This is a genomic window from Serratia sp. CY33525 (genome assembly GCF_052169115.1).
In the GTDB taxonomy this organism is placed as follows: Bacteria; Pseudomonadota; Gammaproteobacteria; order Enterobacterales; family Enterobacteriaceae; genus Serratia; species Serratia sarumanii.
The window spans coordinates 52,405-76,938 of the sequence record NZ_JBJNLK010000013.1 but is presented as its reverse complement, the minus strand read 5'-3'; the positions used below and the strand labels follow the sequence as shown (position 1 = coordinate 76,938).

25 protein-coding genes are annotated in these 24,534 nt (G+C 60.6%); 14 read left to right on the top strand and 11 right to left on the bottom strand.

Annotation, left to right across the window (positions count from 1 at the left end):
• Nucleotides 1-19: 19 nt before the first annotated feature.
• From ACJ8IM_RS23175 to cpxP, 4 genes are all read right to left on the bottom strand, one after another.
• Complete coding sequence (locus ACJ8IM_RS23175) at nucleotides 20-1,009, bottom strand: sulfate ABC transporter substrate-binding protein (protein WP_033636447.1); 990 nt, start codon at nucleotides 1,007-1,009, stop codon at nucleotides 20-22.
• Nucleotides 1,010-1,195: 186 nt separating this feature from the next.
• On the bottom strand, nucleotides 1,196-2,158 hold the full coding sequence (gene pfkA, locus ACJ8IM_RS23170) for a 6-phosphofructokinase (protein ID WP_004931116.1): 963 nt from the start codon (nucleotides 2,156-2,158) through the stop codon (nucleotides 1,196-1,198).
• Between the two features lie 231 nt (nucleotides 2,159-2,389).
• Nucleotides 2,390-3,292, bottom strand: a complete 903-nt coding sequence (gene fieF, locus ACJ8IM_RS23165) for a CDF family cation-efflux transporter FieF (protein ID WP_033654534.1) — start codon at nucleotides 3,290-3,292, stop codon at nucleotides 2,390-2,392.
• A 132-nt stretch (nucleotides 3,293-3,424) separates the two neighbouring features.
• A complete protein-coding gene (gene cpxP, locus ACJ8IM_RS23160) occupies nucleotides 3,425-3,904 on the bottom strand; it encodes a cell-envelope stress modulator CpxP (protein WP_004931122.1) in 480 nt (159 codons plus the stop codon).
• 148 nt (nucleotides 3,905-4,052) lie between these two features.
• Here cpxP and cpxR point away from each other — a divergent pair, with 148 nt between their 5' ends.
• The 5 genes from cpxR (at nucleotide 4,053) to ACJ8IM_RS23135 (ending at nucleotide 8,260) form a co-directional block, all read left to right on the top strand.
• The gene (cpxR, locus tag ACJ8IM_RS23155; RefSeq protein ID WP_004931124.1) at nucleotides 4,053-4,751 is read left to right on the top strand and encodes an envelope stress response regulator transcription factor CpxR; all 699 of its coding nucleotides are present in this window, start codon (nucleotides 4,053-4,055) and stop codon (nucleotides 4,749-4,751) included.
• A complete protein-coding gene (cpxA, locus tag ACJ8IM_RS23150) occupies nucleotides 4,748-6,142 on the top strand; it encodes an envelope stress sensor histidine kinase CpxA (RefSeq protein WP_033636450.1) in 1,395 nt (464 codons plus the stop codon). The genes cpxR and cpxA overlap by 4 nt, the downstream gene beginning before the upstream one ends.
• Before the next feature lie 43 nt (nucleotides 6,143-6,185).
• Nucleotides 6,186-6,659 (top strand): tRNA (uridine(34)/cytosine(34)/5-carboxymethylaminomethyluridine(34)-2'-O)-methyltransferase TrmL, encoded by a 474-nt coding sequence (trmL, locus tag ACJ8IM_RS23145; protein ID WP_033636451.1) that lies wholly within the window; start codon nucleotides 6,186-6,188, stop codon nucleotides 6,657-6,659.
• Between the two features lie 51 nt (nucleotides 6,660-6,710).
• Nucleotides 6,711-7,484, top strand: a complete 774-nt coding sequence (locus ACJ8IM_RS23140; protein WP_033654533.1) for a CHAD domain-containing protein — start codon at nucleotides 6,711-6,713, stop codon at nucleotides 7,482-7,484.
• 104 nt (nucleotides 7,485-7,588) lie between these two features.
• Nucleotides 7,589-8,260, top strand: a complete 672-nt coding sequence (locus ACJ8IM_RS23135; protein WP_033654532.1) for a DUF3313 domain-containing protein — start codon at nucleotides 7,589-7,591, stop codon at nucleotides 8,258-8,260.
• A gap of 61 nt (nucleotides 8,261-8,321) precedes the next feature.
• Here the strand turns inward: ACJ8IM_RS23135 and cysE are convergent, their stop codons facing one another.
• The 5 genes from cysE to ACJ8IM_RS23110 form a co-directional block, all read right to left on the bottom strand.
• Nucleotides 8,322-9,143, bottom strand: a complete 822-nt coding sequence (gene cysE, locus ACJ8IM_RS23130; RefSeq protein ID WP_004931135.1) for a serine O-acetyltransferase — start codon at nucleotides 9,141-9,143, stop codon at nucleotides 8,322-8,324.
• 103 nt (nucleotides 9,144-9,246) lie between these two features.
• Complete coding sequence (gpsA, locus tag ACJ8IM_RS23125) at nucleotides 9,247-10,266, bottom strand: NAD(P)H-dependent glycerol-3-phosphate dehydrogenase (protein ID WP_033636456.1); 1,020 nt, start codon at nucleotides 10,264-10,266, stop codon at nucleotides 9,247-9,249.
• Nucleotides 10,266-10,736 carry a protein-export chaperone SecB gene (secB, locus tag ACJ8IM_RS23120; RefSeq protein WP_004931139.1) on the bottom strand — a complete coding sequence of 157 codons (471 nt, stop codon included), beginning with the start codon at nucleotides 10,734-10,736 and terminating at the stop codon, nucleotides 10,266-10,268. Before secB ends, gpsA begins: the two co-directional genes overlap by 1 nt.
• A 57-nt stretch (nucleotides 10,737-10,793) precedes the next feature.
• Entirely contained in the window at nucleotides 10,794-11,042 is a 249-nt protein-coding gene (gene grxC / locus ACJ8IM_RS23115; RefSeq protein WP_004931142.1) for a glutaredoxin 3, read from the bottom strand.
• 28 nt (nucleotides 11,043-11,070) lie between these two features.
• Entirely contained in the window at nucleotides 11,071-11,505 is a 435-nt protein-coding gene (locus ACJ8IM_RS23110; protein ID WP_033649725.1) for a rhodanese-like domain-containing protein, read from the bottom strand.
• Between the two features lie 297 nt (nucleotides 11,506-11,802).
• On the opposite strand from ACJ8IM_RS23110, the gene gpmM reads away from it, so the two are divergent.
• From gpmM to ACJ8IM_RS23095, 3 genes are read left to right on the top strand one after another with little or no spacing between them, the layout of a single operon-like run.
• The gene (gene gpmM, locus ACJ8IM_RS23105) at nucleotides 11,803-13,347 is read left to right on the top strand and encodes a 2,3-bisphosphoglycerate-independent phosphoglycerate mutase (protein WP_033654531.1); all 1,545 of its coding nucleotides are present in this window, start codon (nucleotides 11,803-11,805) and stop codon (nucleotides 13,345-13,347) included.
• Between the two features lie 9 nt (nucleotides 13,348-13,356).
• On the top strand, nucleotides 13,357-14,691 hold the full coding sequence (gene envC, locus ACJ8IM_RS23100) for a murein hydrolase activator EnvC (RefSeq protein WP_033649727.1): 1,335 nt from the start codon (nucleotides 13,357-13,359) through the stop codon (nucleotides 14,689-14,691).
• A 2-nt stretch (nucleotides 14,692-14,693) separates the two neighbouring features.
• Nucleotides 14,694-15,641 (top strand): divergent polysaccharide deacetylase family protein, encoded by a 948-nt coding sequence (locus ACJ8IM_RS23095; RefSeq protein WP_033654530.1) that lies wholly within the window; start codon nucleotides 14,694-14,696, stop codon nucleotides 15,639-15,641.
• A 41-nt stretch (nucleotides 15,642-15,682) separates the two neighbouring features.
• On the opposite strand, the gene tdh is transcribed toward ACJ8IM_RS23095, so the two are convergent.
• Together tdh and kbl are read right to left on the bottom strand one after the other, a co-directional pair.
• On the bottom strand, nucleotides 15,683-16,708 hold the full coding sequence (tdh, locus tag ACJ8IM_RS23090) for an L-threonine 3-dehydrogenase (protein ID WP_033649729.1): 1,026 nt from the start codon (nucleotides 16,706-16,708) through the stop codon (nucleotides 15,683-15,685).
• Between the two features lie 9 nt (nucleotides 16,709-16,717).
• Complete coding sequence (gene kbl / locus ACJ8IM_RS23085) at nucleotides 16,718-17,914, bottom strand: glycine C-acetyltransferase (RefSeq protein ID WP_033636462.1); 1,197 nt, start codon at nucleotides 17,912-17,914, stop codon at nucleotides 16,718-16,720.
• A 240-nt stretch (nucleotides 17,915-18,154) separates the two neighbouring features.
• Between kbl and rfaD the strand changes: the two genes are divergently transcribed.
• From rfaD to ACJ8IM_RS23055, 6 genes are read left to right on the top strand one after another with little or no spacing between them, the layout of a single operon-like run.
• Complete coding sequence (gene rfaD / locus ACJ8IM_RS23080) at nucleotides 18,155-19,084, top strand: ADP-glyceromanno-heptose 6-epimerase (RefSeq protein ID WP_016929696.1); 930 nt, start codon at nucleotides 18,155-18,157, stop codon at nucleotides 19,082-19,084.
• 22 nt (nucleotides 19,085-19,106) lie between these two features.
• Nucleotides 19,107-20,153: an ADP-heptose--LPS heptosyltransferase RfaF gene (rfaF, locus tag ACJ8IM_RS23075; protein ID WP_033649730.1), complete on the top strand. Its 1,047-nt coding sequence runs from the start codon at nucleotides 19,107-19,109 to the stop codon at nucleotides 20,151-20,153.
• A gap of 2 nt (nucleotides 20,154-20,155) precedes the next feature.
• Nucleotides 20,156-21,121, top strand: a complete 966-nt coding sequence (rfaC, locus tag ACJ8IM_RS23070; RefSeq protein ID WP_033654529.1) for a lipopolysaccharide heptosyltransferase RfaC — start codon at nucleotides 20,156-20,158, stop codon at nucleotides 21,119-21,121.
• Entirely contained in the window at nucleotides 21,118-22,284 is a 1,167-nt protein-coding gene (locus ACJ8IM_RS23065; protein ID WP_033654528.1) for a glycosyltransferase, read from the top strand. Before rfaC ends, ACJ8IM_RS23065 begins: the two co-directional genes overlap by 4 nt.
• Nucleotides 22,285-22,312: 28 nt before the next feature.
• Entirely contained in the window at nucleotides 22,313-23,554 is a 1,242-nt protein-coding gene (locus ACJ8IM_RS23060) for an O-antigen ligase family protein (RefSeq protein WP_033649733.1), read from the top strand.
• A complete protein-coding gene (locus ACJ8IM_RS23055) occupies nucleotides 23,551-24,528 on the top strand; it encodes a glycosyltransferase (protein WP_033654527.1) in 978 nt (325 codons plus the stop codon). Before ACJ8IM_RS23060 ends, ACJ8IM_RS23055 begins: the two co-directional genes overlap by 4 nt.
• Nucleotides 24,529-24,534: the final 6 nt, after the last annotated feature.

Sequence of the window (24,534 nt, the reverse complement as noted above, 5' to 3'; positions counted from 1 at the left end):
TATTGCCGCTCAACCGGCATCAGCGTTTGCTGATCTCATCGAACACGCCGCCGGTGGCGAAGTGCACCTTCTGCGCTTCGGTCCAGCCGCCGAAGGTGTCATCCACGGTGAACAGCTTCAGCTGCGGGAACTGCCCGGCAAACTTGGCCGCCACCGCCGCATCGCGCGGACGGTAATAGTGCTGCGCCGCGATGGTCTGCCCTTCCGGCGAATACAGATACTTCAGGTAGGCGGTCGCCACGTCGCGGGTACCGCGTTTATCGACCACCTTATCCACCACCGACACCGTCGGTTCGGCCAGGATCGATTCGCTCGGCGTAATAATCTCGAACTTGTCTTTGCCGAGCTCTTTCTCCGCCAGCAGCGCTTCGTTTTCCCAGGCGATCAGCACATCGCCGATGCCGCGCTCAACGAAGGTGTTGGTCGCGCCGCGCGCGCCGGAATCCAGCACTTCGACGTTCTTGTACAAGTTTTTGACGAAGTCCTGCGCCTTGGCCTTATCGTTGTTGTTGTGGTGCAACGCGTAGCCCCAGGCGGCCAGGTAGTTCCAGCGGGCGCCGCCGGAGGTTTTCGGGTTCGGGGTGATCACCGACACGCCCGGCTTGATCAAATCGGGCCAGTCGTGAATTTGTTTCGGGTTGCCTTTGCGCACCAGGAAGACGATGGTCGAGGTGTAAGGCGCCGAGTTGTCCGGCAGGCGCTTGATCCAGTCTTTCTCGATGCGCCCGCGTTCGGCGATGGCGTCGACGTCATAGGCCAACGCCAGCGTCACCACGTCGGCCTCGATGCCGTTGATCACCGAGGTCGCCTGTTTGCCGGATCCGCCATGCGACTGGCGCACCGTCACCTTGTCGCCGGTTTCCGCCTGATAGTGCTTGCTGAATGCCGTGTTGTAAGCCTGATAGAACTCACGCGTCGGATCGTATGACACGTTCAGCAACTGAATATCCTTCGCCATGGCGCCGGACGCCAACAGCACCAATGTCAGACCTACACCCCATTTACGCATCGACAGGCTCTCCCAGAAAATTAAGCGCAACCTCAATCGGTTGGTTTAGCATCAGAGCCTGCCAGAAACTTTCCCGGCAATTAAAGAATAAAAAATTTTGGGATAGATGATTACGGAATATATCGCCGGCGGGCATCAAAAAGCCCCCGCAAGCGGAGGCTCTTTTGTCGTGCGGTGAGCGGCGTATCAGTACAGTTTTTTCGCCGTTTCCAGCCAGTCGCCCTTGAACGGACGCTTCATGTTTTCGATCGCGTCGATGATGTCGTGGTGCACCATTTTTTCGTTCTGGATACCGACGCAGCGGCCGCCGTAGCCCTGCAGCAGCAGCTCGATGGCGTAGGCGCCCATGCGCGAGGCCAGGATGCGGTCGTAGGCAACCGGTGAACCGCCGCGTTGAATGTGGCCCAGCACGGTGGCGCGGGTTTCACGCTTGGTTTCCTGCTCGATGTGGCGCGCCAGCTCATCGATGTCGCAGATGTGCTCGGTGATCGCCACGATGGCGTGTTTTTTACCCTTGGCGATACCGGCCTTGATTTCGCACACCAGGTCTTCGCGGTTGAATTCGATTTCAGGCAGCACGATGAATTCGCAGCCGCCGGCAATCGCCGCCGCCAGCGTCAGATCGCCGCAGTAACGGCCCATCACTTCCACGATGGAGATACGCTGGTGCGAAGAGGAGGTATCGCGCAGGCGGTCAATCGCTTCCACCACGGTTTCCAGCGCGGTGAAGTAACCGATGGTGTAGTCGGTGCCGGCAACGTCGTTATCGATGGTGCCCGGCAGACCGATGCACGGGAAGCCTTCTTCCGTCAGGCGTTTGGCGCCCATGTAGGAACCGTCGCCGCCGATCACCACCAGCGCGTCGATGCCGCGATTCTTCAGGTTTTCAATCGCCTTGGCGCGCACGTTTTCATCCCTGAACTCCGGGAAGCGGGCAGAGCCGAGGAAGGTGCCGCCGCGGTTGATCATGTCGGACACGCTATAGCGGTCCAGCTGCTCCATGCGATCTTCGTACAAGCCAAGGTAGCCATCGTAAATACCAAAAACTTCCAGACCTTCTGAAAGCGCAGAACGCACAACGCCGCGGATTGCAGCGTTCATACCCGGCGAATCACCGCCGCTCGTCAGTACACCGATTTTCTTGATCATGACTACCTCTGAACTGTGTAGATGCAATTTCTTAAGAATTCTGTCTCCGCCGATCGTCTTGAAACCTCTCCGGCTGCAGAAAACCAGCTTTACGGCTTATTGCTGGATATTATATCAAAAACACCCAGCTGAATTGATTCAAGTCACGCAATATAACGGTAAAAATACCGCATGGCACGCTGAGCTAACTCAGATATTCATGATAATACTTCGATCTGTGCCTCTATCTGATTATAGCTCCCAATGCCCCTGCCTACCCGGCGGCACCACGGAGCACGGATCCAGGTGAATGATGACGTCCGCTCCCGCAAAACGGTGCCGCAGCGCCTGTTCCACCTGATCGGCCAACCGGTGCGCCTCGCGCAGCGGCAGCGTGTCTTCCATCTCCAAATGCAGTTGGATGAAACGCGTCGGCCCCGACTGCCGCGTGCGCAGATCGTGCGCGCCTTTCACCCCGGGCCAGGAGGAAACCACCTCGATAATCGCCTGGCGTTCGTCATCCGGCAACGCCCGATCCAGCAGCGACTGCACCGCCTCGTAGCCCATGCGCAGCGCGCTATACAGGATGTAAACGCCGATGCCCAGCGCGAACAGCGCGTCCGCCCTCTGGAAGCCGTACCAGCTTAGCCCAAGAGCGATAAGAATAGCACCATTCATCATGACATCTGACTGATAATGCAGCATATCTGCGCGCACCGCCTGGCTGCGCGTTTTTCTGACCACCCAACGTTGATAGGTGACCAGAATCAGGGTGCTGATCAACGCGATCACCGTCACGACGACCCCAACGCCGGGATCGCGCAGCGTTTGCGGCGCATACAGATGCTGGAAGCCGGTGAGAAACAAAAACAGGGCGGAACCGGAAATAAACATGCTTTGCGCCAGCGCTGCCAGCGACTCCGCTTTGCCGTGGCCAAAGGTATGCTCGGCATCGGCCGGCTGCAGCGAATAACGCACCACCAGAAGGTTGGTCAGCGAGGCGGCGATATCGACCAGCGAATCTACCAGCGCCGCCAGCAGGCTGACCGAACCGGTGTGGTACCAGGCGACGATTTTGATCAACAGCAGTGACGACGCCAGCGCGGTAGCGGCCAACGCAGCGGACTTTACCAGGCGTGCATAGCGCTGTTCCATCAAGGGATCCCGGTCAAAAGGTGTGGCGCTCAATATAGCGAAATGTCGGATAAAAAAAACCCCGCCATCATGGCGGGGAAGACAGGGATGGTGTCTATGGCAAGGAAAAACAGGGGACTACTCAGTCGTACTTCACTTCTGGGCAGAAGCTTGCTGCAAACCAGAAATTTGTTGCTCCATCTGCTGCATACGCTGCTGATGTTTCTGGTCTAAAACACTTTTTTGCTCTGGCGTCAGCAGGTTATACATTTGGTTACGCACCCGGGCCATCTCGACCTGGCGCTTGACCTGCTGTTGGGCCATCTTTTCCGCCTGGGCATACACGGCGGCTTCGTCAAATTTCTCTGCGGTCACCAGTTTATGCATGGCTTCCATTTCAGCTACATTGACACCAGGCAGATCGTGCCGGGCCTGGCGCATCAAATCGCGCATTTGCTGGCGCTGCTGTTCGCTGAGGCTGACACCGTCGAACATATGGTGTTGGCCGGGTATTCGGGTCATCGCGTCGTTGCCGGGAGGTTGGGCTGTGTCCGGTATAGTGTCGGCAGCGAAGGCAGCGGTCGAACCAATTGCCAGCAGTGATGCCATAACTAATGCGGTCACCTTACGCATTTCAACTCCTCAAGCTTTCTCACTTTGCGAATCAACGAGGAGCAGTGTACCGCTACACCTGAAAACCTGCGTCAGTGCATGTAAAACTACGTAAAGTCATGGAATGGCAACAGTTGATGACGTATTTTGCGTCTGGAGGTAAATCATAATGAACAAGATTCTGTTAGTTGACGACGACCGCGAGTTGACCTCGCTGTTAAAAGAACTGCTTGAAATGGAAGGTTTTAATATCGTCGTCGCGCACGATGGCGAGCAGGCGTTGTCGCTGCTGGACAGCTCCGTCGATCTGCTGCTGCTCGACATCATGATGCCGAAGAAAAACGGCATCGATACGCTGAAAGAACTGCGCCAACATCACCAGACGCCGGTCATCATGCTGACCGCGCGCGGCAGCGAACTGGACCGCGTGCTGGGCCTGGAGCTGGGTGCCGATGATTACCTGCCGAAACCCTTTAACGATCGCGAGCTGGTCGCGCGCATTCGCGCCATTCTGCGCCGTTCCAACTGGAGCGAACAGCAGCAGCAGGTCGACAGCGGCGCCCCGACGCTGGATGTCGATGGCCTGCAGCTGAACCCCGGTCGCCAGGAGGCCAGCTTCGACGGCCAAGTGCTGGATCTGACCGGCACCGAATTCACCCTGCTTTACCTGCTGGCGCAGCATCTCGGCCAGGTGGTGTCGCGCGAACTGCTGAGCCAGGAAGTGCTGGGCAAACGCCTGACACCGTTCGATCGCGCCATCGACATGCACATCTCCAACCTGCGGCGTAAGCTGCCGGATCGCAAAGACGGGCATCCGTGGTTCAAAACCCTGCGCGGGCGTGGTTATTTGATGGTATCTGCAACATGATCAACAGCTTGACGGCACGCATCTTCGCCATTTTCTGGTTCACGTTAGCCCTGGTGCTAATGTTGGTGCTGATGGTGCCTAAGCTCGACTCCCGCCAAATGACTTCGCTGCTCGACAGCGAACAGCGGCAGGGGTTGATGCTGGAACAGCACGTCGAGGCCGAGTTGCAAAACGATCCGGCCAACGATTTGATGTGGTGGCGCCGCCTGTTCCGCGCCATCGACAAATGGGCGCCGCCGGGCCAACGCCTGCTGCTGGTCACCAGCGAAGGCCGGGTGATCGGCGCGCAGCGCAATGAAATGCAGATCGTCCGCAACTTCATCGGCCAATCCGACAACTCGGATCATCCGAAGAAGAAAAAGTACGGCCGCGTCGAGCTGGTAGGGCCGTTCGCGGTGCGCGACGGCGAAGACAACTACCAGCTGTACCTGATCCGTCCCGCCAACAGCCCGCAATCCGATTTCATCAACCTGATGTTCGACCGGCCGCTGCTGCTGCTGATCGTCACCATGTTGATCAGCGCTCCGCTGCTGCTGTGGCTGGCCTGGAGCCTGGCGAAACCGGCGCGCAAACTGAAAAACGCCGCCGATGAAGTAGCGCGCGGCAACCTGAAGCAGCATCCGGAACTGGAGGCCGGCCCGCAGGAATTCCTGGCCACCGGCGCCAGCTTCAACCAGATGGTCAGCGCGCTGGAACGCATGATGAATGCTCAGCAACGCCTGATATCGGACATCTCGCACGAGCTGCGCACGCCGCTGACGCGCCTGCAGCTGGCCACCGCGCTGATGCGCCGCCGCCACGGCGAAGGCCACGAACTGGCGCGCATCGAAACCGAAGCGCAGCGGCTGGATTCGATGATCAACGATCTGCTGGCGCTGTCGCGTGGTCAGCAGAAGAGCGAGCTGGCGCGCGAGCAGCTGAAGGCCAACGAACTGTGGGCCGACGTGCTGGACAACGCCCGTTTCGAAGCGGAACAGATGGGCAAGCAGTTGGAGATCACCGCGCCGCCCGGCCCATGGACGCTGTTCGGCAACGCGAGCGCGCTGGACAGCGCGTTGGAAAACATCGTGCGCAACGCCCTGCGTTATTCGCACACCCGCATCGCCGTGGCGTTCAGCGCCGACAATCAGGGCGTGACCATCCAGGTTGACGACGACGGCCCCGGCGTCAGCGCCGAAGACCGCGAGCAGATCTTCCGTCCGTTCTATCGCACCGACGAGGCGCGCGACCGCGAATCCGGCGGCACCGGCCTCGGCCTGGCAATAGTCGAGGCGGCGATCAACCAGCATCGCGGCTGGGTGAAGGCCGAAGACAGCCCGCTTGGCGGCCTGCGGTTGGTGCTGTGGCTGCCGCTGCATCATCAACGTCTGTCGACTAAGACAGAACAGTAAGAGTTTGCTATCCTGCGCCCCTCGTTCACGAGGGGCCTGCAACATGCTGAACATCGTTTTATTTGAACCCGAAATTCCACCCAACACCGGCAATATCATCCGCCTGTGCGCCAATACCGGCTTTAACCTGCACCTGATCGAACCGCTGGGTTTCCCGTGGGACGACAAGCGCCTGCGCCGCGCCGGGCTGGACTACCATGAGTTCACCCGCGTCAGCCGTCATGCCGATTACGCCGCCTTTCTCGCCGCCGAAAAGCCGCAACGGCTGTTTGCCCTCACAACCAAAGGCACGCCGGCGCACAGCGCCGTCAGCTATCAGGCCGGCGACTACCTGCTGTTCGGCCCGGAAACGCGCGGGTTACCCGCCGATATCCTCGATGCGCTGCCTGCGCAGCAAAAAATCCGCATCCCGATGCAGGCGCAAAGCCGCAGCATGAACCTGTCGAATGCCGTCTCGGTGGTCGTGTATGAGGCCTGGCGGCAGCTGGACTATGCCGGCGCGCTGATCAAGGCGTAATCCGCGGCGACGCGCCATACTGAAAGGGTCATCCTCTCCAGAGCACGGCACATGGCTTTCGTCGCAGATATTGTCACCCAGCTTCGCCGGCTTGAGCCGGCGCTGAACGAGGCGCTGTTGCGGCTGCAACAGGCGCAAGACACCGAAGCGCTGCACGACTTGCGCGTCTGTCTGCGCCGCATTCGCAGCCTGCTGCGCCCGTTGCGCGGCTGCCCCGGCGCAACGCGGCTCGATCGGGCCGCCGCCGAGTTGGGCAGGCTCACGACGCCGCTGCGCGATCTCGAGGTGCTGATCGCCGAACTGGCGCGCCATCGCCTGGATTGGCAGGCCAACGTGCGCCAGAGCGATCTTCAGGCCCGCTACCGTCAACTGCTCGCCCATCCGCAGATCATCGACTTTCCCTCGCTGTTGCACGCCTGGCCGCGCCGCTTCCGCCGCACCGCGCGGCGCGGCGCCAAACACCGCCTGAACCGACGCCTGCAGCGCCAGCAACAGCAATTGCGCCGGGCATTGGCCGATACCGGCTACGATCGCCACCGCCTGCGGCTGCTGATAAAGCGCCTGCGCTACGCGGCCGAAGCCTATCCGCGACGCCTTCCCCTCTCTCCCGCCGCGATGGCGGGCCTCAAGGCGGCGCAAAGCGCCCTCGGCGACTGGCACGATCGTGAGGTCTGGTGCCTGCAGGCAGAACATCAGGCGGATCTCTGGCCCTTGTTGCCCCGGTGGCAAGCTGAGCAACGCCAGACGCTGGCCAAGGCGGACGACTTGCTCGCCGCCTTATCATCGGCGCTGGCGGCGAAAACCGGCGGTGCATCACGATCCTGAAAAAAGGCCGCGGCAGGGCACGCCCGGCCCCGAAAATGCCCGATGAGGCGTAGATAATGCGCTATGTTTTGTAAGGGTAATCACCACTCATCATAGGAAACCATATGAAGAAACAACGCTTGAGCGTTGCCATGGCGGTTCTGGCAGCGGGCCTGTTGCTGGCGGGTTGTTCGTCCAAAGTCACCCAAACGTCGCAGTATTCGGGCTTCTTGTCCGATTACAGCAAACTGCAGGAAACCACCTCGCCAAGCGGCCATAAAACGCTGCGCTGGATAGATCCAAGCTACAAGGAATCCAACTATCGCGGCCTCTATTTCCAACCGGTGGTCTATTTCCCGGCGGAGAAACCCACGGCGCGCGTCAGCCAGGACACGCTGAACAAGATTAAGACCTACGCGACCCAGCGGATCAAAACCGCGCTGCAGAACCGCTTCACCATTCTGCCAAGCCCGACGGGCTCGCGCGTGCTGGTGGCCAAGCTCGCCATCACCGCCGTTTCCGCCGAAAATGAAGACATGAAATTCTATGAGGTGGTGCCGGTCGCCGCCGTGGTCGCCAGCACCATGGCTGCTACCGGGCACCGGACGCAAAATACCGCGCTGTATATCGAAGGCGAGCTGATCGACCAAGATACCGGTAAAACGGTGATGGAAGTGGTACGCAAGGCCTACGGCAAAACCGTCAACAACGACAGCACGCCGGTCACGGCGGATGACGTCAAGGCGGCGATCGACGACATCGTCACCGATATCACCAACTTCCCGAAACAGGGCTGACCGCCGCCTGAAAAACACAGGGGGAGCCGAAGCTCCCCCTGAATGGCTGCACAGACGGCGCTCAAATGCCGTCGCCGTACTCGAAGCCGTGATTGGTGCCGTTAAAGTATTGGTCCATATCCATCGACGGCGTATCGCTCTCCGGCCGCCCGACGATGCGCGCCGGCACGCCGGCGGCGGTGGTGTGCGGCGGTATCGCCTGCAAGACCACCGAGCCCGCGCCGATCTTCGCGCCCTTGCCCACTTCGATATTGCCGAGAATTTTGGCGCCGGCGCCAATCATCACCCCTTCGCGGATTTTCGGGTGACGGTCGCCGCTGGTTTTACCGGTACCGCCCAGGGTGACCGACTGCAGGATAGAGACATTGTTCTCCACCACCGCCGTTTCACCGATCACGATGCCGGTGGCGTGGTCGAGCATGATGCCGCAGCCGATGGTCGCCGCCGGGTGGATGTCCACGCCGAAGGCGACGGAAATTTGATTTTGCAGGTAGATAGCCAGCGCTTGCCGCCCTTGCTGCCACAGCCAGTGACCGATGCGGTAAGCCTGCAGCGCATGAAACCCTTTCAGGTAAAGCAGCGGCGTGGAGTATTTATCGACCGCCGGGTCGCGCAGCCGTACCGCGAGGATATCGCGCGCCGCCGACACGATCATCTGGTTGTCGGACTTGTAGGCCTCTTCCACCACCTCGCGCACCGCGATGGCGGGCATGATCGGCGTCGCCAGCTTGTTGGCCAGCATATAGCTGAGCGCGCTGCCCAGGTTCTCGTGCTTGAGCAACGTCGCATGGAAAAAGCTGGCCAGCATCGGTTCACAATCAGCCAGTGCTCGCGCTTCTGATTTAATGCTGTTCCAGACCTGTTCCAACTCTTCTGACGACATCACATTCCTCTCTGCCTTGCCAAACGAGCCGCTTCACACGGTAGCGCGAAGCGGCCCAGGTCATTAGCGGGGTCAGCATGCTGCCCCGACATATCGTTTTATGTCACGCGCTGGGTTTTTCGTCCTTTCGGGCTCGCCCCAGCAGGCTCAGCGCCGCTTCGCGGGCGTCTTTATGGCAGTAAAGCACCTGATAAATCTGTTCGGTGATCGGCATTTCCACACCGTGCCGCTGCGCCAGCGCCAACACCTCTTTGGTATTGCGATAGCCCTCGACCACCTGACCGATGCTGTCCTGCGCTTCCTGCACGCCTTTGCCCTGCCCCAGCATAATGCCGAAGCGGCGGTTGCGCGATTGGTTGTCCGTGCAGGTTAGCACCAGATCCCCCAGCCCCGCCATGCCCATGAACGTCGAAGGATCGGCGCCCAGCGCAGAACCCAGACGGCTCATTTCCGCCAGCCCGCGTGTAATCAACGCGGTGCGGGCGTTGGCGCCAAAACCGATGCCGTCGGACATGCCGGCGCCGATGGCGATCACGTTCTTCACCGCGCCGCCAAGCTGCACGCCGATGAAATCGGGATTGCTGTAGACGCGGAAGCTCTTGCCGCAGTGCAACAGCTGTTGCAGATCGTCGGCGAACTGCGCATCGGTCGCCGCCAGCGCGATCGCCGTCGGCAGGCCGGCGGCCAGCTCTTTGGCGAACGTCGGCCCGGAGAGCACCGCCAGCGGGATCGCCTCGCCCAGCGCCTCACGCGCTACGTCCTGCAGCAACCGGCCGGTTTCCGCTTCCAGCCCCTTGGTAGCCCACACGATGCGGGCGTCCGGGCGCAGATGCGGCTTCAGCTGGCGCAGCACGTCACCGAACACGTGGCTCGGCACCACCACCAGCACGTCGCGGCTGGCCGCCAGCGCCCGCGCCAAATCGGCTTCAAGCAACAGGGTATCGGGGAAGGGAACGTCGGGCAGAAACGCCTGATTGCAGCGATCTTGCTGCAACGTTTGAACTTGCGCGGGGTTATGCCCCCACAGCACCACGGTGTGGCCGTTACGCGCCAGCGTAATGGCCAATGCGGTGCCGTACGAGCCGGCACCGATGACAGTCATTGAAGCATTGACGGTGTTCATCAGGCATCCTGATGTGGTGCGGCACCTTCGCCTTCCGCCTGCTGCTGCAGATAGTTCATGAACAGCGCGTCAAAGTTGACCGGTGCCAGGTTCAGCTGCGGGAACGTACCGCGGGAAACCAGGCTGGTGATGCACTCGCGCGCATACGGGAACAGGATGTTCGGGCAGTATGCGCCCAGGCAATGCGCCAGCTGCGTGCCTTCGATGCCTGCTACCGAGAAGATGCCCGCCTGTTGCACTTCGCACAGGAACGCGGTCTCTTCGCCCAGGGTCGCCGTCACGGTTACGCGCAGTACCACTTCATACACTTCGTCAGCCAGCTGGCTGGACGCGGTATCCAGATCAAGTTTAACTTCCGGCTGCCATTCCTGCTGGAAAACCTGCGGCGCATTCGGCGCTTCGAAAGAGATGTCCTTGGTATAAATACGTTGGATCTGGAAAGCCATTTCGGTGCTGTTTTGTTCTGACATGTGAGTAATACCCTTGGTTAAACGTCCTTATTGACACTCGGTGAACCGGCAAGCTGCTTAAAGCAGTGGATCCAGGCCGCCGCGAGCATCGAGTTCATATAAATCATCGCAGCCGCCGATATGCCGGCCATCGATGAAAATCTGCGGCACGGTGGTGCGCCCGCTGCGCTCGATCATCACTTCACGCTTGGCGTTATCGCCGTCGATGGCGATCTCGTTAAACGCCGCGCCCTTGCTGTTCAACAGCGCCTTGGCGCGATGGCAGAACGGACAGGTCGCTTTGGTGTAGATATCAATGTTAGCCATGGATTGCCACCTCAAATAGGTTAAACGGTTACTTACCGCGCACCAGCGGCAGGTTTTCTCCACTCCAGCCGGAAATGCCGTCTTTCAGCATAGTCACCTTTTCAAAACCGGCCTTGCTCAGGTTCTCCGCCGGCTCGCGGGAGGCGGTGCCGTTGGCGCACACGACGATGATCGGCTGCGCTTTGTGTTTTTCCAGCTCGCCCAGGCTGCCGCTTTTGATTTCGCTGGCGGTCAGGTTGATGGCGTTGGCCAGGTGACCACGGCGAAAATCGTCGCGGCTGCGGGTGTCGACCACCACGGCTTCTTCTTTGTTGATCAGACGAATAGCTTCACCGCGGGCGATCTCTTTGACCTTGGAGAAACGGCTTTTGAAGGTCATGACGATCACGGCGACCAGCAGAGCGATCCAAGCCAGGCTCAGAATAGGGTGTCTGCTTACGAATGGCATAATTTCTTGCAGCATGGGGTGTAACAACTCCCGTCAGTTAAGGGATAAATAAGTCAAGGTTCCAGAGTATACCTGCCGAGTGCGGCAAATACAGCCAATAAGCAAGCGCGATTGCAGAAACTGCGGGCTGCGCTGAGAAATTCCCGACGTCAGAGCATAAAAGCCCGCGCGATTCGCCGCAACCTTGATCTCTTTGGGCTATTTATCGCCGGCGGCGATGTAAAATCAGCCGGTTTTTCGAGGGTGAATAGCCATGCTTGCGGCGGGCGCATGGCTATTCGCAGCTTAAAAAGTTCATAAGAGGTCAATGCAATGTCGAGCAACAAAAAACCGATGGTTCTGGTGATCCTGGACGGTTACGGCCACCGTGAAGAGCGGCAGGACAACGCGATCCTGAACGCCGGCACTCCGGTGATGGATCGCCTGTGGCGGGAGCAGCCGCATACGCTGATCGCCGCCTCCGGGCTGGATGTCGGCCTGCCCGATGGGCAAATGGGCAACTCCGAAGTCGGCCACGTCAACCTGGGCGCCGGGCGCATCGTGTACCAGGATCTGACCCGGCTGGACAAAGCGATCGCCGACGGCGACTTCTTCGCCAACCCGGTGCTGACCGCCGCGGTCGATAAGGCCGTAGCGGCCGGCAAGGCGGTGCACATCATGGGCCTGCTGTCGCCGGGCGGCGTGCACAGCCATGACGAGCACATTCTGGCCATGATCAAGCTGGCCGCCCAACGCGGCGCCAAAGCCGTTTATCTGCACGCCTTCCTCGACGGGCGCGACACGCCGCCGCGCAGCGCCGAAGCCCCGCTGCAACGCTGCCGCGACGCCTTCGCCGCGTTGGGCGTCGGGCGCATCGCCTCGCTGATCGGCCGCTACTACGCGATGGACCGCGACAACCGCTGGGATCGCGTGCAGCTGGCCTATGACCTGCTGACCGCGGCCAAAGGCGACGCCGTGGCCGAGGATGCGATCGCCGGGCTGCAGGCCGCTTATCAGCGCGGTGAAAACGACGAGTTCGTCAGACCGACCGTGATCCGCGCCGCCGGTGAGGCCGATGCCGCGATGCAGGACGGCGACACGTTGATCTTCATGAACTTCCGCGCCGACCGCGCGCGCCAGATCACCCGCGCCTTCGTGAACGCGGATTTCGACGGTTTCCCGCGCGCCAAACAGGTGCAGTTCGGCGATTTCGTGATGCTGACCGAATACGCCGCCAACATCGCGACCGCCTGCGCCTATCCGCCGGCGTCGCTGGCCAACACCTTCGGCGAATGGCTGATGAAGCACGACAAAACCCAGCTGCGCATCTCGGAAACCGAAAAATACGCCCACGTCACCTTCTTCTATAACGGCGGCGTGGAAGCGCCGTTCAAGGGCGAAGACCGCGTGCTGGTCAACTCGCCGAAGGTCGCCACCTACGATCTGCAGCCGGAGATGAGCGCCGCCGAGCTGACCGACAAGCTGCTGAGCGCCATCCGCAGCGGCAAATACGACGCCATTATCTGCAACTACCCGAACGGCGACATGGTGGGGCATACCGGCGTGTATGAAGCGGCGGTCAAAGCGGTGGAAACGCTGGACGCCTGCATCGCCCAGGTGGTTGACGCGGTGCGCGACGTCGACGGTCAGCTGCTGATCACCGCCGATCACGGCAACGCCGAGCAGATGCGCGATCCGGCCACCGGCCAGGCGCACACCGCCCACACCAGCCTGCCGGTGCCGCTGATTTACGTCGGTAAACCGGCGCGGGCGGTCGAAGGCGGCAAGCTTTCGGACATCGCGCCAACCCTGTTAACGCTGATGGGAATGGAAATCCCGCAAGAGATGACTGGTAAGCCGCTGTTCATCGTGGAATAATCCTTCTCCATGAGGGAGAAGGCGTTTTTTGCACTATCAAGGGTAACCCGAAGCGCAAACGCAGGCAGCCGGCCGCTGCCTGAACGCACCGCGCCAAGGACGTTCACCGCCATGTGCGCCAGCGTATTTTGCGCTGGCGTCTTGCTGTTGCCGCTCGCCGGCCAAGCGGCGGAGGACAATAAATCCCAGCTGAAAGACATCCAGCAGAGCATCGCCGAGAAAGAAAAGGCGGTGAAGCAGCAGCAACAGCAGCGCAGCTCGCTGCAGGATCAGTTGCGTCAGCAGGAAAAAACCATCGCCCAGGCCAGCCGCCAGCTGCGCGACACCCAGAGCACGCTCACCCAGTTGGGCAAGGACATTGCCGGCCTGAACGCCTCGATAGCCAAACTGCAAAAGCAGCAATCAACCCAACAAAACCTCCTCGCCAAACAGCTCGACGCCGCCTTCCGGCAAGGGCAGCACAGCGCCGTGCAGCTGATCCTCAGCGGTGAAGAAAGCCAGCGCAGCGAACGTATTCTGGCCTATTTCGGCTATCTGAACGAAGCGCGTCAGAAAACCATCGAAGAGCTGAAGCAGACCCGCGCCGAGCTGGCGAAGCAAAAAACCACGCTGGTGGCCAAACAGGGCCAGCAAAAATCCTTACTGGGCGAGCAACAGACGCAGCAGCAGAAGCTGGAGCAGGCGCGCGGCGCCCGCAAGAAAACGCTGACCGCGCTGGAAGCCTCGCTGGAAAAAGACCAACAACGCCTGGTGGAACTGCGCCAGAACGAAGCCCGCATGCGCGACAAGATCGCCCGGGCGGAGCGCGAAGCCCGTGCGCGCGCCGAACGCGAAGCGCGTGAAGCAGCCAAGGTGCGCGAACAGGTGCGCATCAAGGAGCAGCAGGCGAAGAAAACCGGCACTACCTACAAACCTAGCGAAGCCGATCGCTCGCTGATGGCGCGAACCGGCGGCCTCGGTCGTCCGGCCGGCCAGCTGATGTGGCCGGTGCGCGGGCGCACGCTGCACGGCTTTGGCGAACAGCAGCAGGGCGAGCTACGCTGGAAAGGCATGGTGATCGAAGCCCGCGAAGGCAGCGAAGTGAAAGCCGTCGCCGATGGCCGCGTGCTGCTGGCCGACTGGCTGCAAGGCTATGGCCTGATGGTGGTGGTCGAACACGGTAAAGGCGACATGAGCGTGTACGGCTACAACCAGAGCGCGTTGGTCAACGTCGGGGCGCAGGTGCGCGCCGGCCAGCCGATCGCTCTGGTCGGCACCAGCGGCGGCCAGGGAACGCCGTCGCTCTATTTCGAAATCCGTCGTCAGGGACAGGCGGTTAACCCACTGCCGTGGTTGGGAAGATAGATTTGCGCTATGTCAAAACCCGTACAGCTCTGTTAATAGGCTGTCTGCTGCAGGTTTACGCTGCGCAGGCAGGAAAACTCTCCATCGTCATCGATGACGTGGGCTACCGCCCTCACGAAGAAAACGCGGTGCTGCAAATGCCGACGGCGATCTCGGTCGCGGTGTTGCCCAACGCGCCGCATGCCCGCCTGATGGCCACCCGCGCCCACAGCCAGGGCCGCGAAGTCTTGATCCACATGCCGATGGCGCCGCTCAGCAAGCAGCCGCTGGAGCGCGATACCCTGCAGCCTTCCATGAGCAGCGACGAGATCCAGCGCATCATCCGCAACGCGGTGAACAACGTGCCCTACGCGGTCGGCATGAACAACCACATGGGCAGCGCCATGACCTCCAGCCTGCCGGGCATGCAGAAAGTGATGCAGGCGCTCGAAAGCTACCGCCTGTATTTCCTCGACAGCATGACCATCGGCAGCAGCCAGGCGACCCGCGCCGCGGCCGGCACCGGCGTGAAGGTGATCAAACGCAAGGTGTTCCTCGACGATACCGCGAACGAAGCCGACATCCGCCGCCAGTTCAACCGCGCGGTCGAATTGGCGCGGCGCAACGGCTCCGCCATCGCCATCGGCCACCCGCGCCCGGCGACGGTGAAGGTGCTGCAGCAGATGCTGCCGTCGCTGCCCGCCGATATCGTGCTGGTCAAGCCGAGCGCGCTGCTGAACGAACCGCAGGGCAACGGCGGCTACGTCCCACCGCAGGTCAAACCGCAAAAACCGCAGCCGAAGAACCCGTTCAGCGGCGGCATCAAGCAGTGCAAGGTCAAACCGCCGAAGGAAAAAACCAACGCCGGCACCGCGCTGGGCGTCATCGCCGACAGCATCGCCACCTCGCCGCCGGTGACCTTCATCAAGCGTCATTGGCAGCACTGGACGCAAGCCAAACCGCAAGCGTAAAAAAAGGGCCGGAATTCCGGCCCTTGTCACGTCTGCCGAGATTAATCCCAGCTCAGCACCACTTTACCCGACTTGCCGGAGCGCATGGCGTCGAAGCCCTGCTGGAACTCGTCGATCGAGAATCGGTGGGTGATGATCGGGCTCAAATCCAGACCGGACTGGATCAGCGCAGCCATCTTGTACCAGGTTTCGAACATTTCGCGGCCGTAAATCCCTTTGATAAACAGCCCTTTGAAGATGACCTGGTTCCAGTCGATCGACATATCCGAAGGCGGAATGCCCAGCATGGCGATGCGCCCGCCGTGGTTCATCGCATTGAGCAGCGTGCGGAACGCCGGCGGCGCGCCGGACATTTCCAGACCGACGTCGAACCCTTCGGTCATGCCCAGCTCGGCCATCACGTCGCTGAGGTTTTCCTTGCTGACGTTCACCGCGCGGGTCACACCCATCTTGCGCGCCAGTTCCAGGCGGTATTCGTTAACGTCGGTGATCACCACATGACGGGCGCCGACGTGTTTGCACACCGCCGCCGCCATGATGCCGATCGGGCCGGCGCCGGACACCAGCACGTCTTCCCCGACCAGATCGAACGACAGCGCGGTGTGCACCGCGTTGCCGAACGGATCGAAGATCGAAGCCAGTTCGTCGGAGATGTTATCCGGGATCTTGAAGGCGTTGAACGCCGGGATCACCAGGTATTCCGCAAAGCTGCCCGGACGGTTCACGCCCACGCCGACGGTGTTGCGGCACAGGTGCGTGCGGCCGCCGCGGCAGTTGCGGCAATGGCCGCAGGTGATGTGGCCTTCGCCGGACACGCGATCGCCGATGCTGAAGCCTTTGACTTCCTGACCGATCGCCACCACTTCGCCGACGTATTCATGGCCGACCACCATCGGAACCGGAATGGTTTTTTGCGACCACTCGTCCCAGTTGTAGATATGCACATCGGTGCCGCAGATCGCGGTTTTGCGGATTTTGATCATGATGTCGTTGTGGCCCAGCTCCGGCTGAGGCACGTCGGTCATCCAAATCCCTTCTTCCGCTTTCAGTTTTGACAGTGCTTTCATGGTTTTACCTTATGCAATAACGCCAAGATCCTTACCGATACGTGTAAACGCCGCCACTGCGCGTTCGATTTGCTCCGGGGTGTGGTCGGCAGACATCTGGGTACGGATGCGCGCCTGGCCTTTCGGCACCACCGGATAGAAGAAACCGGTCACATAGATGCCTTCCTTGAGCAACGCATTGGCGAATTCCTGCGCCAGCTTCGCCTCACCCAGCATCACCGGGATGATGGCATGATCGGCGCCGGCCAACGTGAAGCCGGCGGCGGTCATTTTTTCGCGGAACAGACGCGCGTTGGCCCACAGGCGATCGCGCAGGGCATCGCCCTCTTCCAGCAGTTCCAGCACTTTGATCGACGCGGCGACGATCGCCGGCGCCAGCGAGTTGGAGAACAGGTACGGGCGCGAACGCTGGCGTAGCCACTCCACCACTTCTTTCCTGGCGGCGGTGTAGCCGCCGGACGCGCCGCCCAGCGCTTTGCCTAACGTACCGGTGATGATATCGACGCGGCCCATCACTTCGCAGTATTCATGGGTGCCGCGCCCGTTGGCGCCGACAAAGCCCACCGCGTGGGAGTCATCCACCATCACCAGCGCCTGGTATTCGTCCGCCAGATCGCACACCCCTTTCAGGTTGGCGATCACGCCGTCCATCGAGAAGACGCCGTCGGTGGCGATCAGGATGTGGCGCGCGCCGTCGGCTTTGGCCTGCTTCAGCTGCGCGGCCAGCTCGGCCATGTCGTTATTGGCGTAGCGATAGCGTTTGGCCTTGCACAGGCGCACGCCGTCGATGATCGACGCGTGGTTCAGCGCATCGGAGATAATGGCGTCTTCCGGGCCGAGCAGGGTTTCGAACAGCCCGCCGTTGGCATCGAAGCAGGAGGAGTAGAGGATCGCGTCTTCCATGCCCAAGAAGGCCGCCAGTTTCTGTTCCAACTGCTTGTGGCTGTCCTGGGTGCCGCAGATGAAGCGCACCGACGCCATGCCGAAACCGTGGCTGTCCATGCCCGACTTGGCGGCGGCGATCAGCGCCGGGTGGTTGGCCAGGCCCAGGTAGTTATTGGCGCAGAAGTTGATCACATGGCTGCCGTCGGCAACGGCGATATCCGCCTGTTGCGCGGAGGTGATGATGCGTTCTTCCTTGAACAGCCCTTCACTGCGAGTGGCGGCAAGCTGTTGTTCCAACTGCTGATAAAAAGACGCTGACATTCGGTTATCTCCAGGATTGGGCTATTTGCGGCATATTTTACTGATTTGTAACCAAACTGACGAGAATGCGCGGGAGAGAATATTAAAATTGCAGCAGATATCACGGCAAAAAGCGGACTTCAATGGCAATGCGGGATATTCGGAGCCCTTCCGCTGTTTGCCGCGGCATGAAATGCTATGATAACCACCATTGAGCGTGGGGCATTGTGCCCCGCCAGGCAGCTTAGCAGGGGTAACCCAATGATTATCGTCACAGGCGGCGCCGGCATGATCGGCAGCAACATCATTAAGGCACTGAACGACAAGGGATATCGCGATATCCTAGTGGTGGATAACCTGAAAGACGGCACCAAGTTCGTCAACCTGGTCGATCTGGACATCGCCGACTATATCGATAAAGAAGACTTTATCGCCAGCATCGTGGCCGGTGACGATCTGGGCGATATCGAAGCTGTCTTCCACGAAGGCGCCTGCTCCGCGACCACCGAGTGGGACGGCAAGTACATGATGGACAATAACTATCAGTACTCCAAAGACCTGCTGCACTACTGCCTGGATCGCGAAATCCCGTTCCTGTACGCCTCCTCGGCCGCCACTTACGGCGGCCGCGAAGAGTTCATCGAAGAGCGTGAGTATGAAGCGCCGCTCAACGTGTACGGCTACTCCAAATTCCTGTTCGATCAGTACGTGCGCGAGATCCTGCCGGAAGCGGACTCGCAGATCTGCGGCTTCCGCTACTTCAACGTTTACGGCCCGCGCGAAGGCCACAAAGGCAGCATGGCCAGCGTCGCCTTCCACCTGAATACCCAGATCAACCGCGGCGAAAACCCGAAACTGTTCGCCGGCAGCGAAAACTTCAAGCGTGACTTCATCTACGTCGGCGACGTGGCGGCGGTTAACCTGTGGTTCTGGGAAACCGGCAAATCCGGCATCTTCAACTGCGGCACCGGCCGGGCGGAAACCTTCCAGGCGGTGGCCGACGCGGTGGTGGACTTCCACCAGAAGGGCGCGGTGGAATACATCGAGTTCCCGGAGAAGCTGAAGGGCCGCTATCAGGCGTACACCCAGGCCGATCTGACCAAGCTGCGCGCCGCCGGCTACGACGCACCGTTCAAAACGGTCGCCGAAGGGGTGAAAGAGTACATGGCCTGGTTGAACCGCACCGCATAAGCTGAAGGAATTAACGCTGGGTATGAAAATACTGGTTATCGGCCCTTCTTGGGTTGGCGACATGATGATGTCGCAAAGTCTCTATCGCACCCTGAAGGCCGAATACCCGTCGGCGGAGATCGATGTGATGGCGCCGGCCTGGTGCCGCCCGCTGCTGGCGCGCATGCCGGAAGTCAATCAGGCGCTGGCGATGCCGCTGGGCCACGGCGCGCTGGGGCTCGGTGAACGCCGCCGCCTGGGGCGCGCCCTGCGCGCCAACCGTTACGATCGCGCTTACGTTCTACCCAACTCGTTCAAATCCGCGCTGGTGCCCTTCTTCGCCGATATCCCGCAGCGCACCGGCTGGCGGGGCGAAATGCGTTACGGCCTGCTGAACGACGTCCGCGTGCTCGACAAGGCGGCCTTCCCGCTGATGGTGCAACGCTACGTGGCGCTGGCCTATGACAAAGGCCGCATTCAGCGCGCCGACGATCTGCCGCAGCCGCTGCTGTGGCCACAGCTGCAGGTGAGCGACGAAGAGATCGCCGACACCACCGCGGCCTTCAACCTGACCGACAGCCGGCCGATCGTCGGCTTCTGCCCAGGCGCGGAGTTCGGCCCCGCCAAACGCTGGCCGCACTATCACTACGCGACGCTGGCTCAGCGGCTGATCGAGAACGGCTATCAGATCGCGCTGTTCGGCTCGGCGAAAGACCACGAGGCCGGCGAACAGATCCGCGCCGCGCTGCAGGAAGACGCCCGCGATTTCTGCCTTAACCTGGCCGGAAAAACCCAGCTGGAGCAGGCGGTGATCCTGATCGCGGCCTGCCGGGCGGTGGTCAGCAACGACTCCGGTTTAATGCACGTTGCCGCAGCGTTGAACAAACCGCTGATAGCCTTGTACGGCCCAAGCAGCCCCGACTTCACGCCGCCGCTCTCCGACAAGGCGCGGGTGATTCGCTTGATCAGCGGTTATCACAAGGTGCGCAAGGGCGATGCCGAGCAGGGATACCACCAAAGTTTGATCGATATTCAGCCGCAGCAAGTATTGGATGCGCTGACGCCGCTACTTGTCGCCAGCGAGGAATAGTCATGCAGGTGTTAATCGTAAAAACCTCCTCAATGGGGGACGTACTGCATACGCTGCCCGCCCTGACCGACGCGCTGCAGGCCATTCCCGATATCCGCTTCGACTGGGTGGTGGAAGAAGGTTTCAGCCAAATCCCGACCTGGCACCCGGCGGTGGATCGCGTGATCCCGGTGGCCATTCGCCGCTGGCGCAAGAACTGGTTCGGCAACGACACCCGGCAACAGCGCTGCGACTTCAAGCGCGCGCTGCAAGAACGCCGTTATGACGTAGTGATCGACGCGCAGGGCCTAATCAAAAGCGCCGCGCTGATCACGCGCATCGCCAAAGGCGACAAACATGGCCTGGACTGCAAGAGCGCGCGCGAGCCGTTCGCCAGCTGGTTCTACAACGTGCGCCATGAGATAGACAAGCAGCAGCACGCGGTGGAACGCACGCGCGAACTGTTCGCCAAAAGCCTTGGCTACGATAAACCGGGAAGCTACGGCGATTACGCCATCGCCGCGCGCTTTCTCAGCAGCCCGCCGGTCGATGCCGGGCGGTATTTGGTGTTTTTGCACGCGACGACGCGTGACGACAAGCACTGGCCGGAGCAAAACTGGCGCGAGCTGATCGCGCTGACAGCGGACAGCGGGTTGAAGATCAAACTGCCGTGGGGTGCAGAGCATGAACATCAGCGCGCGCTGCGCTTGGCGGAAGGTTTTTCACATGTCGAAGTGCTGCCGAAGCTCAGCCTGCAGCAGGTGGCCGAGGTGCTGGCCGGCGCCAAGGGCGTGGTCTCGGTCGACACCGGGCTCAGCCATTTGACCGCCGCGCTCGACAAACCGAACATCACGCTGTTCGGGCCGACCGATCCCGGCCTGATCGGCGGCTACGGGCAAAATCAGCACTCGTTGATTTCGCCGGAAAAAAGCATGGCGACAATCGACGCCGATACGGCATGGCAGGCGTTGCAAAAGGTTATAGCATGAAAAAACTGCACATTATCAACCTGGGTAAAATGGGCGGCGTCGAGCGCCTGTTCCTGCAGTACATCAACGATACCACCGACGGCAGCAACCAGGTCTTGTGCATCAGCGGCGACATTGGCGAAGAAATCCGCCGCCAGTTGCCTGCGCATCAGCCCGTCACCTTCGCCAACCGCCTGATCAATGCGCTGCCGTTGCGCTGCCCGCAGTTCCTGCGCAAATTTTTGCTGAAGTGGAAAATCGAGCGGGCGAACGCCGACGTGGTGATCGTCTGGGACCTGGTGCCGGGGCTGGCGGCCAAACCCAAGCGCGGCAAGCTGGTTTACTACGATCACGGCTGCTCCTGGCGTTACCCCAAGAATAAAAAGACGCTGCGTTTCTTCGCCATGCTGGACGGCGTCATTTCCGCCTCACACGCGTCGAAGCGGGTGATGGAGCTGCGCTTTAATCTGCCTTGCCCAAATCACGTGGTGATCAACCGCATCAAAACGCCGGCGGGGATCGACACTGCGCCGAAAACCCTGTCGCAGCCGGTCAGGATCGGCACTGCCTCACGCCTGGTCAGCCTGAAAGGCATCAGCGTGTCATTATTGATGATGCAGGAACTGCTGCGGCGCGGGCATGACGTCACGCTGGAAGTGGCCGGCAAAGGGCCGGATCGCGCGGCGTTCGAGGCGCTGGCGGCCCGGCTACAGCTCGGCGATCGCGTCACCTTCAGCGGTTATCAGGATGACGTCGCCGGCTTCTTCAATCGCACGCACATCTACATGAGCACGCCGATCACCGAGCCGTTCGGCTTGTCCTGCATGGAATCGCTCTATTTCGGCGTGCCGGTCATCTTCCCGCAGGTCGACGGCCAGCCGGAAGCGGTGAAAGACGGGGTCTGCGGCATTGGCCTGACGCCGTCGGTCACCATCGAACAACACCGGCAGCTCACCGATATCGAGGTCGACTTCCCGCATGAGGTCTACGATCCGTTGACCGACAGCCTGGTCGCGCCCAAGCTGCTGTCGCATATCGATTGTGCGGATGCCGTTGAGAAATTGCTGGAGCGAGAAACCTACCAGACTCTGAGCCGAAATGCGCAGCGCTATCCTGCGGAACATTTTAACTATGCTCAGTTCAAAGTTGAATTCGACGACACGCTGCGATCCTTTATCGCTTAATTGAAACGTGAGCCGGAAAATACGCCCGATGCTAAAACACAGAACGCCGCACCCTGCCTTCAGCTATCTGATCTATCTGGGGTGCGCCATCGCTTTTTGCACCATTCCTTTCGGTTCCGCGACCGGACGCAATCTGTTTTACGTTTCCAGCTACATCGCCTTTATCGCCGTTTGCCTGTACCCGCGCTACTACTTCAGCAACGTTAGAAACCTGCTGCTGCCCGCGCTGATGTTCAGCGTGGGCATGGGAACCATCCTCTGGATGCATCACTTCAAACAGCCGGGTGAGTACATCAATATTTATCGCTCTTATATGTCGACCGGCAAACTGCAGCTCGCGACCGCTTTCATCTTGCTGATTGCGCTCAATGAGCGGTTGTGCGTACAGCGCCTGCTGATCGTTGTGGCTCTCGCCACCGGTCTGGCGATCAACGGTTATTCCCTCTATCAGGGGCTGCGTCTGGATATCCCGCGCGTAGAGCTCAACTTCGATCGCGCCACGGTCGCCGCCTATCTGATGACCGCCATCGATCTGGTCATGATGCAAGCCATCCTGATGCTGCGCACCCGCTACCGCCTGGTGTTGTACATTGCGGCATTCCTGCTGTCCTTCTCTGCGCTGGTGCTCACCGGCACGCGCGCGGCCATGTTGGTCTATCCGGTGGCGGTCTGCCTGTCGCTGCTGGCCACCAAGCAGTTGGTTTCCAGAAAACACAAGCTTGCGTTGGTGGCCTCGGTACCGCTGCTGCTCGTAGCCTGCGGCCTGGTGTTTAAACCGCAGATAGAAGAACGCATTCAGGCTTTTGAGACCGACATGCGCCTGATGGACCAGCCGCAGACTGAAAACTCCATCATTTCCCGGCTGTCGATGCAAACGCTGGCATGGCATACCGGGTCACAAGCCCCGTGGGGCCAATCCGCCGAACAGCGCGGCGAAGAGATCCGTGCGATGGTCGCACAGCAACCCCGCCTGTCTGGCGTCATGCCCTACATCAACGTCCACCTGCACAACGAGCTGCTGGAAACTTACTCGCTCAAGGGCGTCTGGGGCGTACTGCTGCTGCTGGCGCTGTATGTCAGCCTGTTTTTCTCTTCCTTCCGGCCACAGCGCAACGCGCTGCTGCTGAGCGTCAGCGCCAGCCTGTTCGTTTACGGCCTGAGCGACGTCATCTTCTTCAGCACGGAAGGTACCGCCATGTTCGGCCTGGCGCTGATCGCCGCCGTTCTTTCCGTCACGAAACAGCCCCCTGTTCAGGAGCCCACCCCGTGAATCCTCAGCAGCCGCTGCTCAGCGTTATCGTGCCGTTTTATAATAACGAAGCGTTCGTTATCGCTGCGCTGGATTCGTTATTTGCACAGATTAGCGACGATATCGAGGTGGTGATCATCGACGATGGCTCCACCGACGCCTCCGGCGCGCTGGTCAGCCAATATCTGGCGCAGCGGCGGCACCCGCGCGTGGTCTTTACTTCACAGGCCAACGGCGGCATTGCGCACGCCCGCAACGTCGGCTTACGTCTGGCCACCGGACGCTATATCACCTTCCTCGACGGCGACGATCTGCTGAGCGACGACTATCTGGCGCTCCTGCGCCCCCAGCTTACCGCCGGTGAATATGACCTGATCGATTTTAATTATCAGAAGTTCACCGAGCATCCGCCGACACCGGATAACCGCGCGGCGCGGCCCGTAGCCTACGACTTTTCACAATTGGGACTGGGTAGCCTGCAACCGCTGTTTGCACGCTCGATGTGGCATCTCTGGAGCCGGGTATATAAACGCACGCTGCTGGCTGGGGAAGCGTTCGAAGAAGGCAGGCGCTACGAAGACGTGATTTTTACGCCTTTTCAGTATTTCAAAACTCGCCGCATCGCCCATCTTGACGGCGATCTCTACTTCTATCGGGACAACAGCCAGGGCATCACTCGCAATATCAAACCCAAAGATATTGAAGATTTGCTGTTCGCCATGGAGAAGATGCTGCGTTTTGTGGCGCAGCATCCCGGGGATGAGCCGCTGCGCCGGTTGGCCGCCCTGATGCTGGCCAACTGCTTTTCCGAGGTGAAAAGCATGTCGAAGGCGGTCTACGGCTATTACCATTACGCGCCGGCAACGCTGCACATCCTGCGCCGCGCCGCCGACGTCTGCCGCAACAGCGACGTGCCGGGCAAAAAAGTCCGCCAGATGCGCTATGCGCGAGTGGATACCTTTCTTTCTAAGCTGCGCGGGCGCAGGCCGCGCTAACCGCAT

What these genes read in the sequence shown, in the direction of transcription:
- ACJ8IM_RS23175 (WP_033636447.1), bottom strand. Translation starts at nt 1,009, where the DNA reads ATGCGTAAATGGGGTGTAGGTCTGACATTGGTGCTGTTGGCGTCCGGC.
- pfkA (WP_004931116.1), bottom strand. Translation starts at nt 2,158, where the DNA reads ATGATCAAGAAAATCGGTGTACTGACGAGCGGCGGTGATTCGCCGGGT.
- fieF (WP_033654534.1), bottom strand. Translation starts at nt 3,292, where the DNA reads ATGGAACAGCGCTATGCACGCCTGGTAAAGTCCGCTGCGTTGGCCGCT.
- cpxP (WP_004931122.1), bottom strand. Translation starts at nt 3,904, where the DNA reads ATGCGTAAGGTGACCGCATTAGTTATGGCATCACTGCTGGCAATTGGT.
- cpxR (WP_004931124.1), top strand. Translation starts at nt 4,053, where the DNA reads ATGAACAAGATTCTGTTAGTTGACGACGACCGCGAGTTGACCTCGCTG.
- cpxA (WP_033636450.1), top strand. Translation starts at nt 4,748, where the DNA reads ATGATCAACAGCTTGACGGCACGCATCTTCGCCATTTTCTGGTTCACG.
- trmL (WP_033636451.1), top strand. Translation starts at nt 6,186, where the DNA reads ATGCTGAACATCGTTTTATTTGAACCCGAAATTCCACCCAACACCGGC.
- ACJ8IM_RS23140 (WP_033654533.1), top strand. Translation starts at nt 6,711, where the DNA reads ATGGCTTTCGTCGCAGATATTGTCACCCAGCTTCGCCGGCTTGAGCCG.
- ACJ8IM_RS23135 (WP_033654532.1), top strand. Translation starts at nt 7,589, where the DNA reads ATGAAGAAACAACGCTTGAGCGTTGCCATGGCGGTTCTGGCAGCGGGC.
- cysE (WP_004931135.1), bottom strand. Translation starts at nt 9,143, where the DNA reads ATGTCGTCAGAAGAGTTGGAACAGGTCTGGAACAGCATTAAATCAGAA.
- gpsA (WP_033636456.1), bottom strand. Translation starts at nt 10,266, where the DNA reads ATGAACACCGTCAATGCTTCAATGACTGTCATCGGTGCCGGCTCGTAC.
- secB (WP_004931139.1), bottom strand. Translation starts at nt 10,736, where the DNA reads ATGTCAGAACAAAACAGCACCGAAATGGCTTTCCAGATCCAACGTATT.
- grxC (WP_004931142.1), bottom strand. Translation starts at nt 11,042, where the DNA reads ATGGCTAACATTGATATCTACACCAAAGCGACCTGTCCGTTCTGCCAT.
- ACJ8IM_RS23110 (WP_033649725.1), bottom strand. Translation starts at nt 11,505, where the DNA reads ATGCTGCAAGAAATTATGCCATTCGTAAGCAGACACCCTATTCTGAGC.
- gpmM (WP_033654531.1), top strand. Translation starts at nt 11,803, where the DNA reads ATGTCGAGCAACAAAAAACCGATGGTTCTGGTGATCCTGGACGGTTAC.
- envC (WP_033649727.1), top strand. Translation starts at nt 13,357, where the DNA reads ATGAGGGAGAAGGCGTTTTTTGCACTATCAAGGGTAACCCGAAGCGCA.
- tdh (WP_033649729.1), bottom strand. Translation starts at nt 16,708, where the DNA reads ATGAAAGCACTGTCAAAACTGAAAGCGGAAGAAGGGATTTGGATGACC.
- kbl (WP_033636462.1), bottom strand. Translation starts at nt 17,914, where the DNA reads ATGTCAGCGTCTTTTTATCAGCAGTTGGAACAACAGCTTGCCGCCACT.
- rfaD (WP_016929696.1), top strand. Translation starts at nt 18,155, where the DNA reads ATGATTATCGTCACAGGCGGCGCCGGCATGATCGGCAGCAACATCATT.
- rfaF (WP_033649730.1), top strand. Translation starts at nt 19,107, where the DNA reads ATGAAAATACTGGTTATCGGCCCTTCTTGGGTTGGCGACATGATGATG.
- rfaC (WP_033654529.1), top strand. Translation starts at nt 20,156, where the DNA reads ATGCAGGTGTTAATCGTAAAAACCTCCTCAATGGGGGACGTACTGCAT.
- ACJ8IM_RS23065 (WP_033654528.1), top strand. Translation starts at nt 21,118, where the DNA reads ATGAAAAAACTGCACATTATCAACCTGGGTAAAATGGGCGGCGTCGAG.
- ACJ8IM_RS23060 (WP_033649733.1), top strand. Translation starts at nt 22,313, where the DNA reads ATGCTAAAACACAGAACGCCGCACCCTGCCTTCAGCTATCTGATCTAT.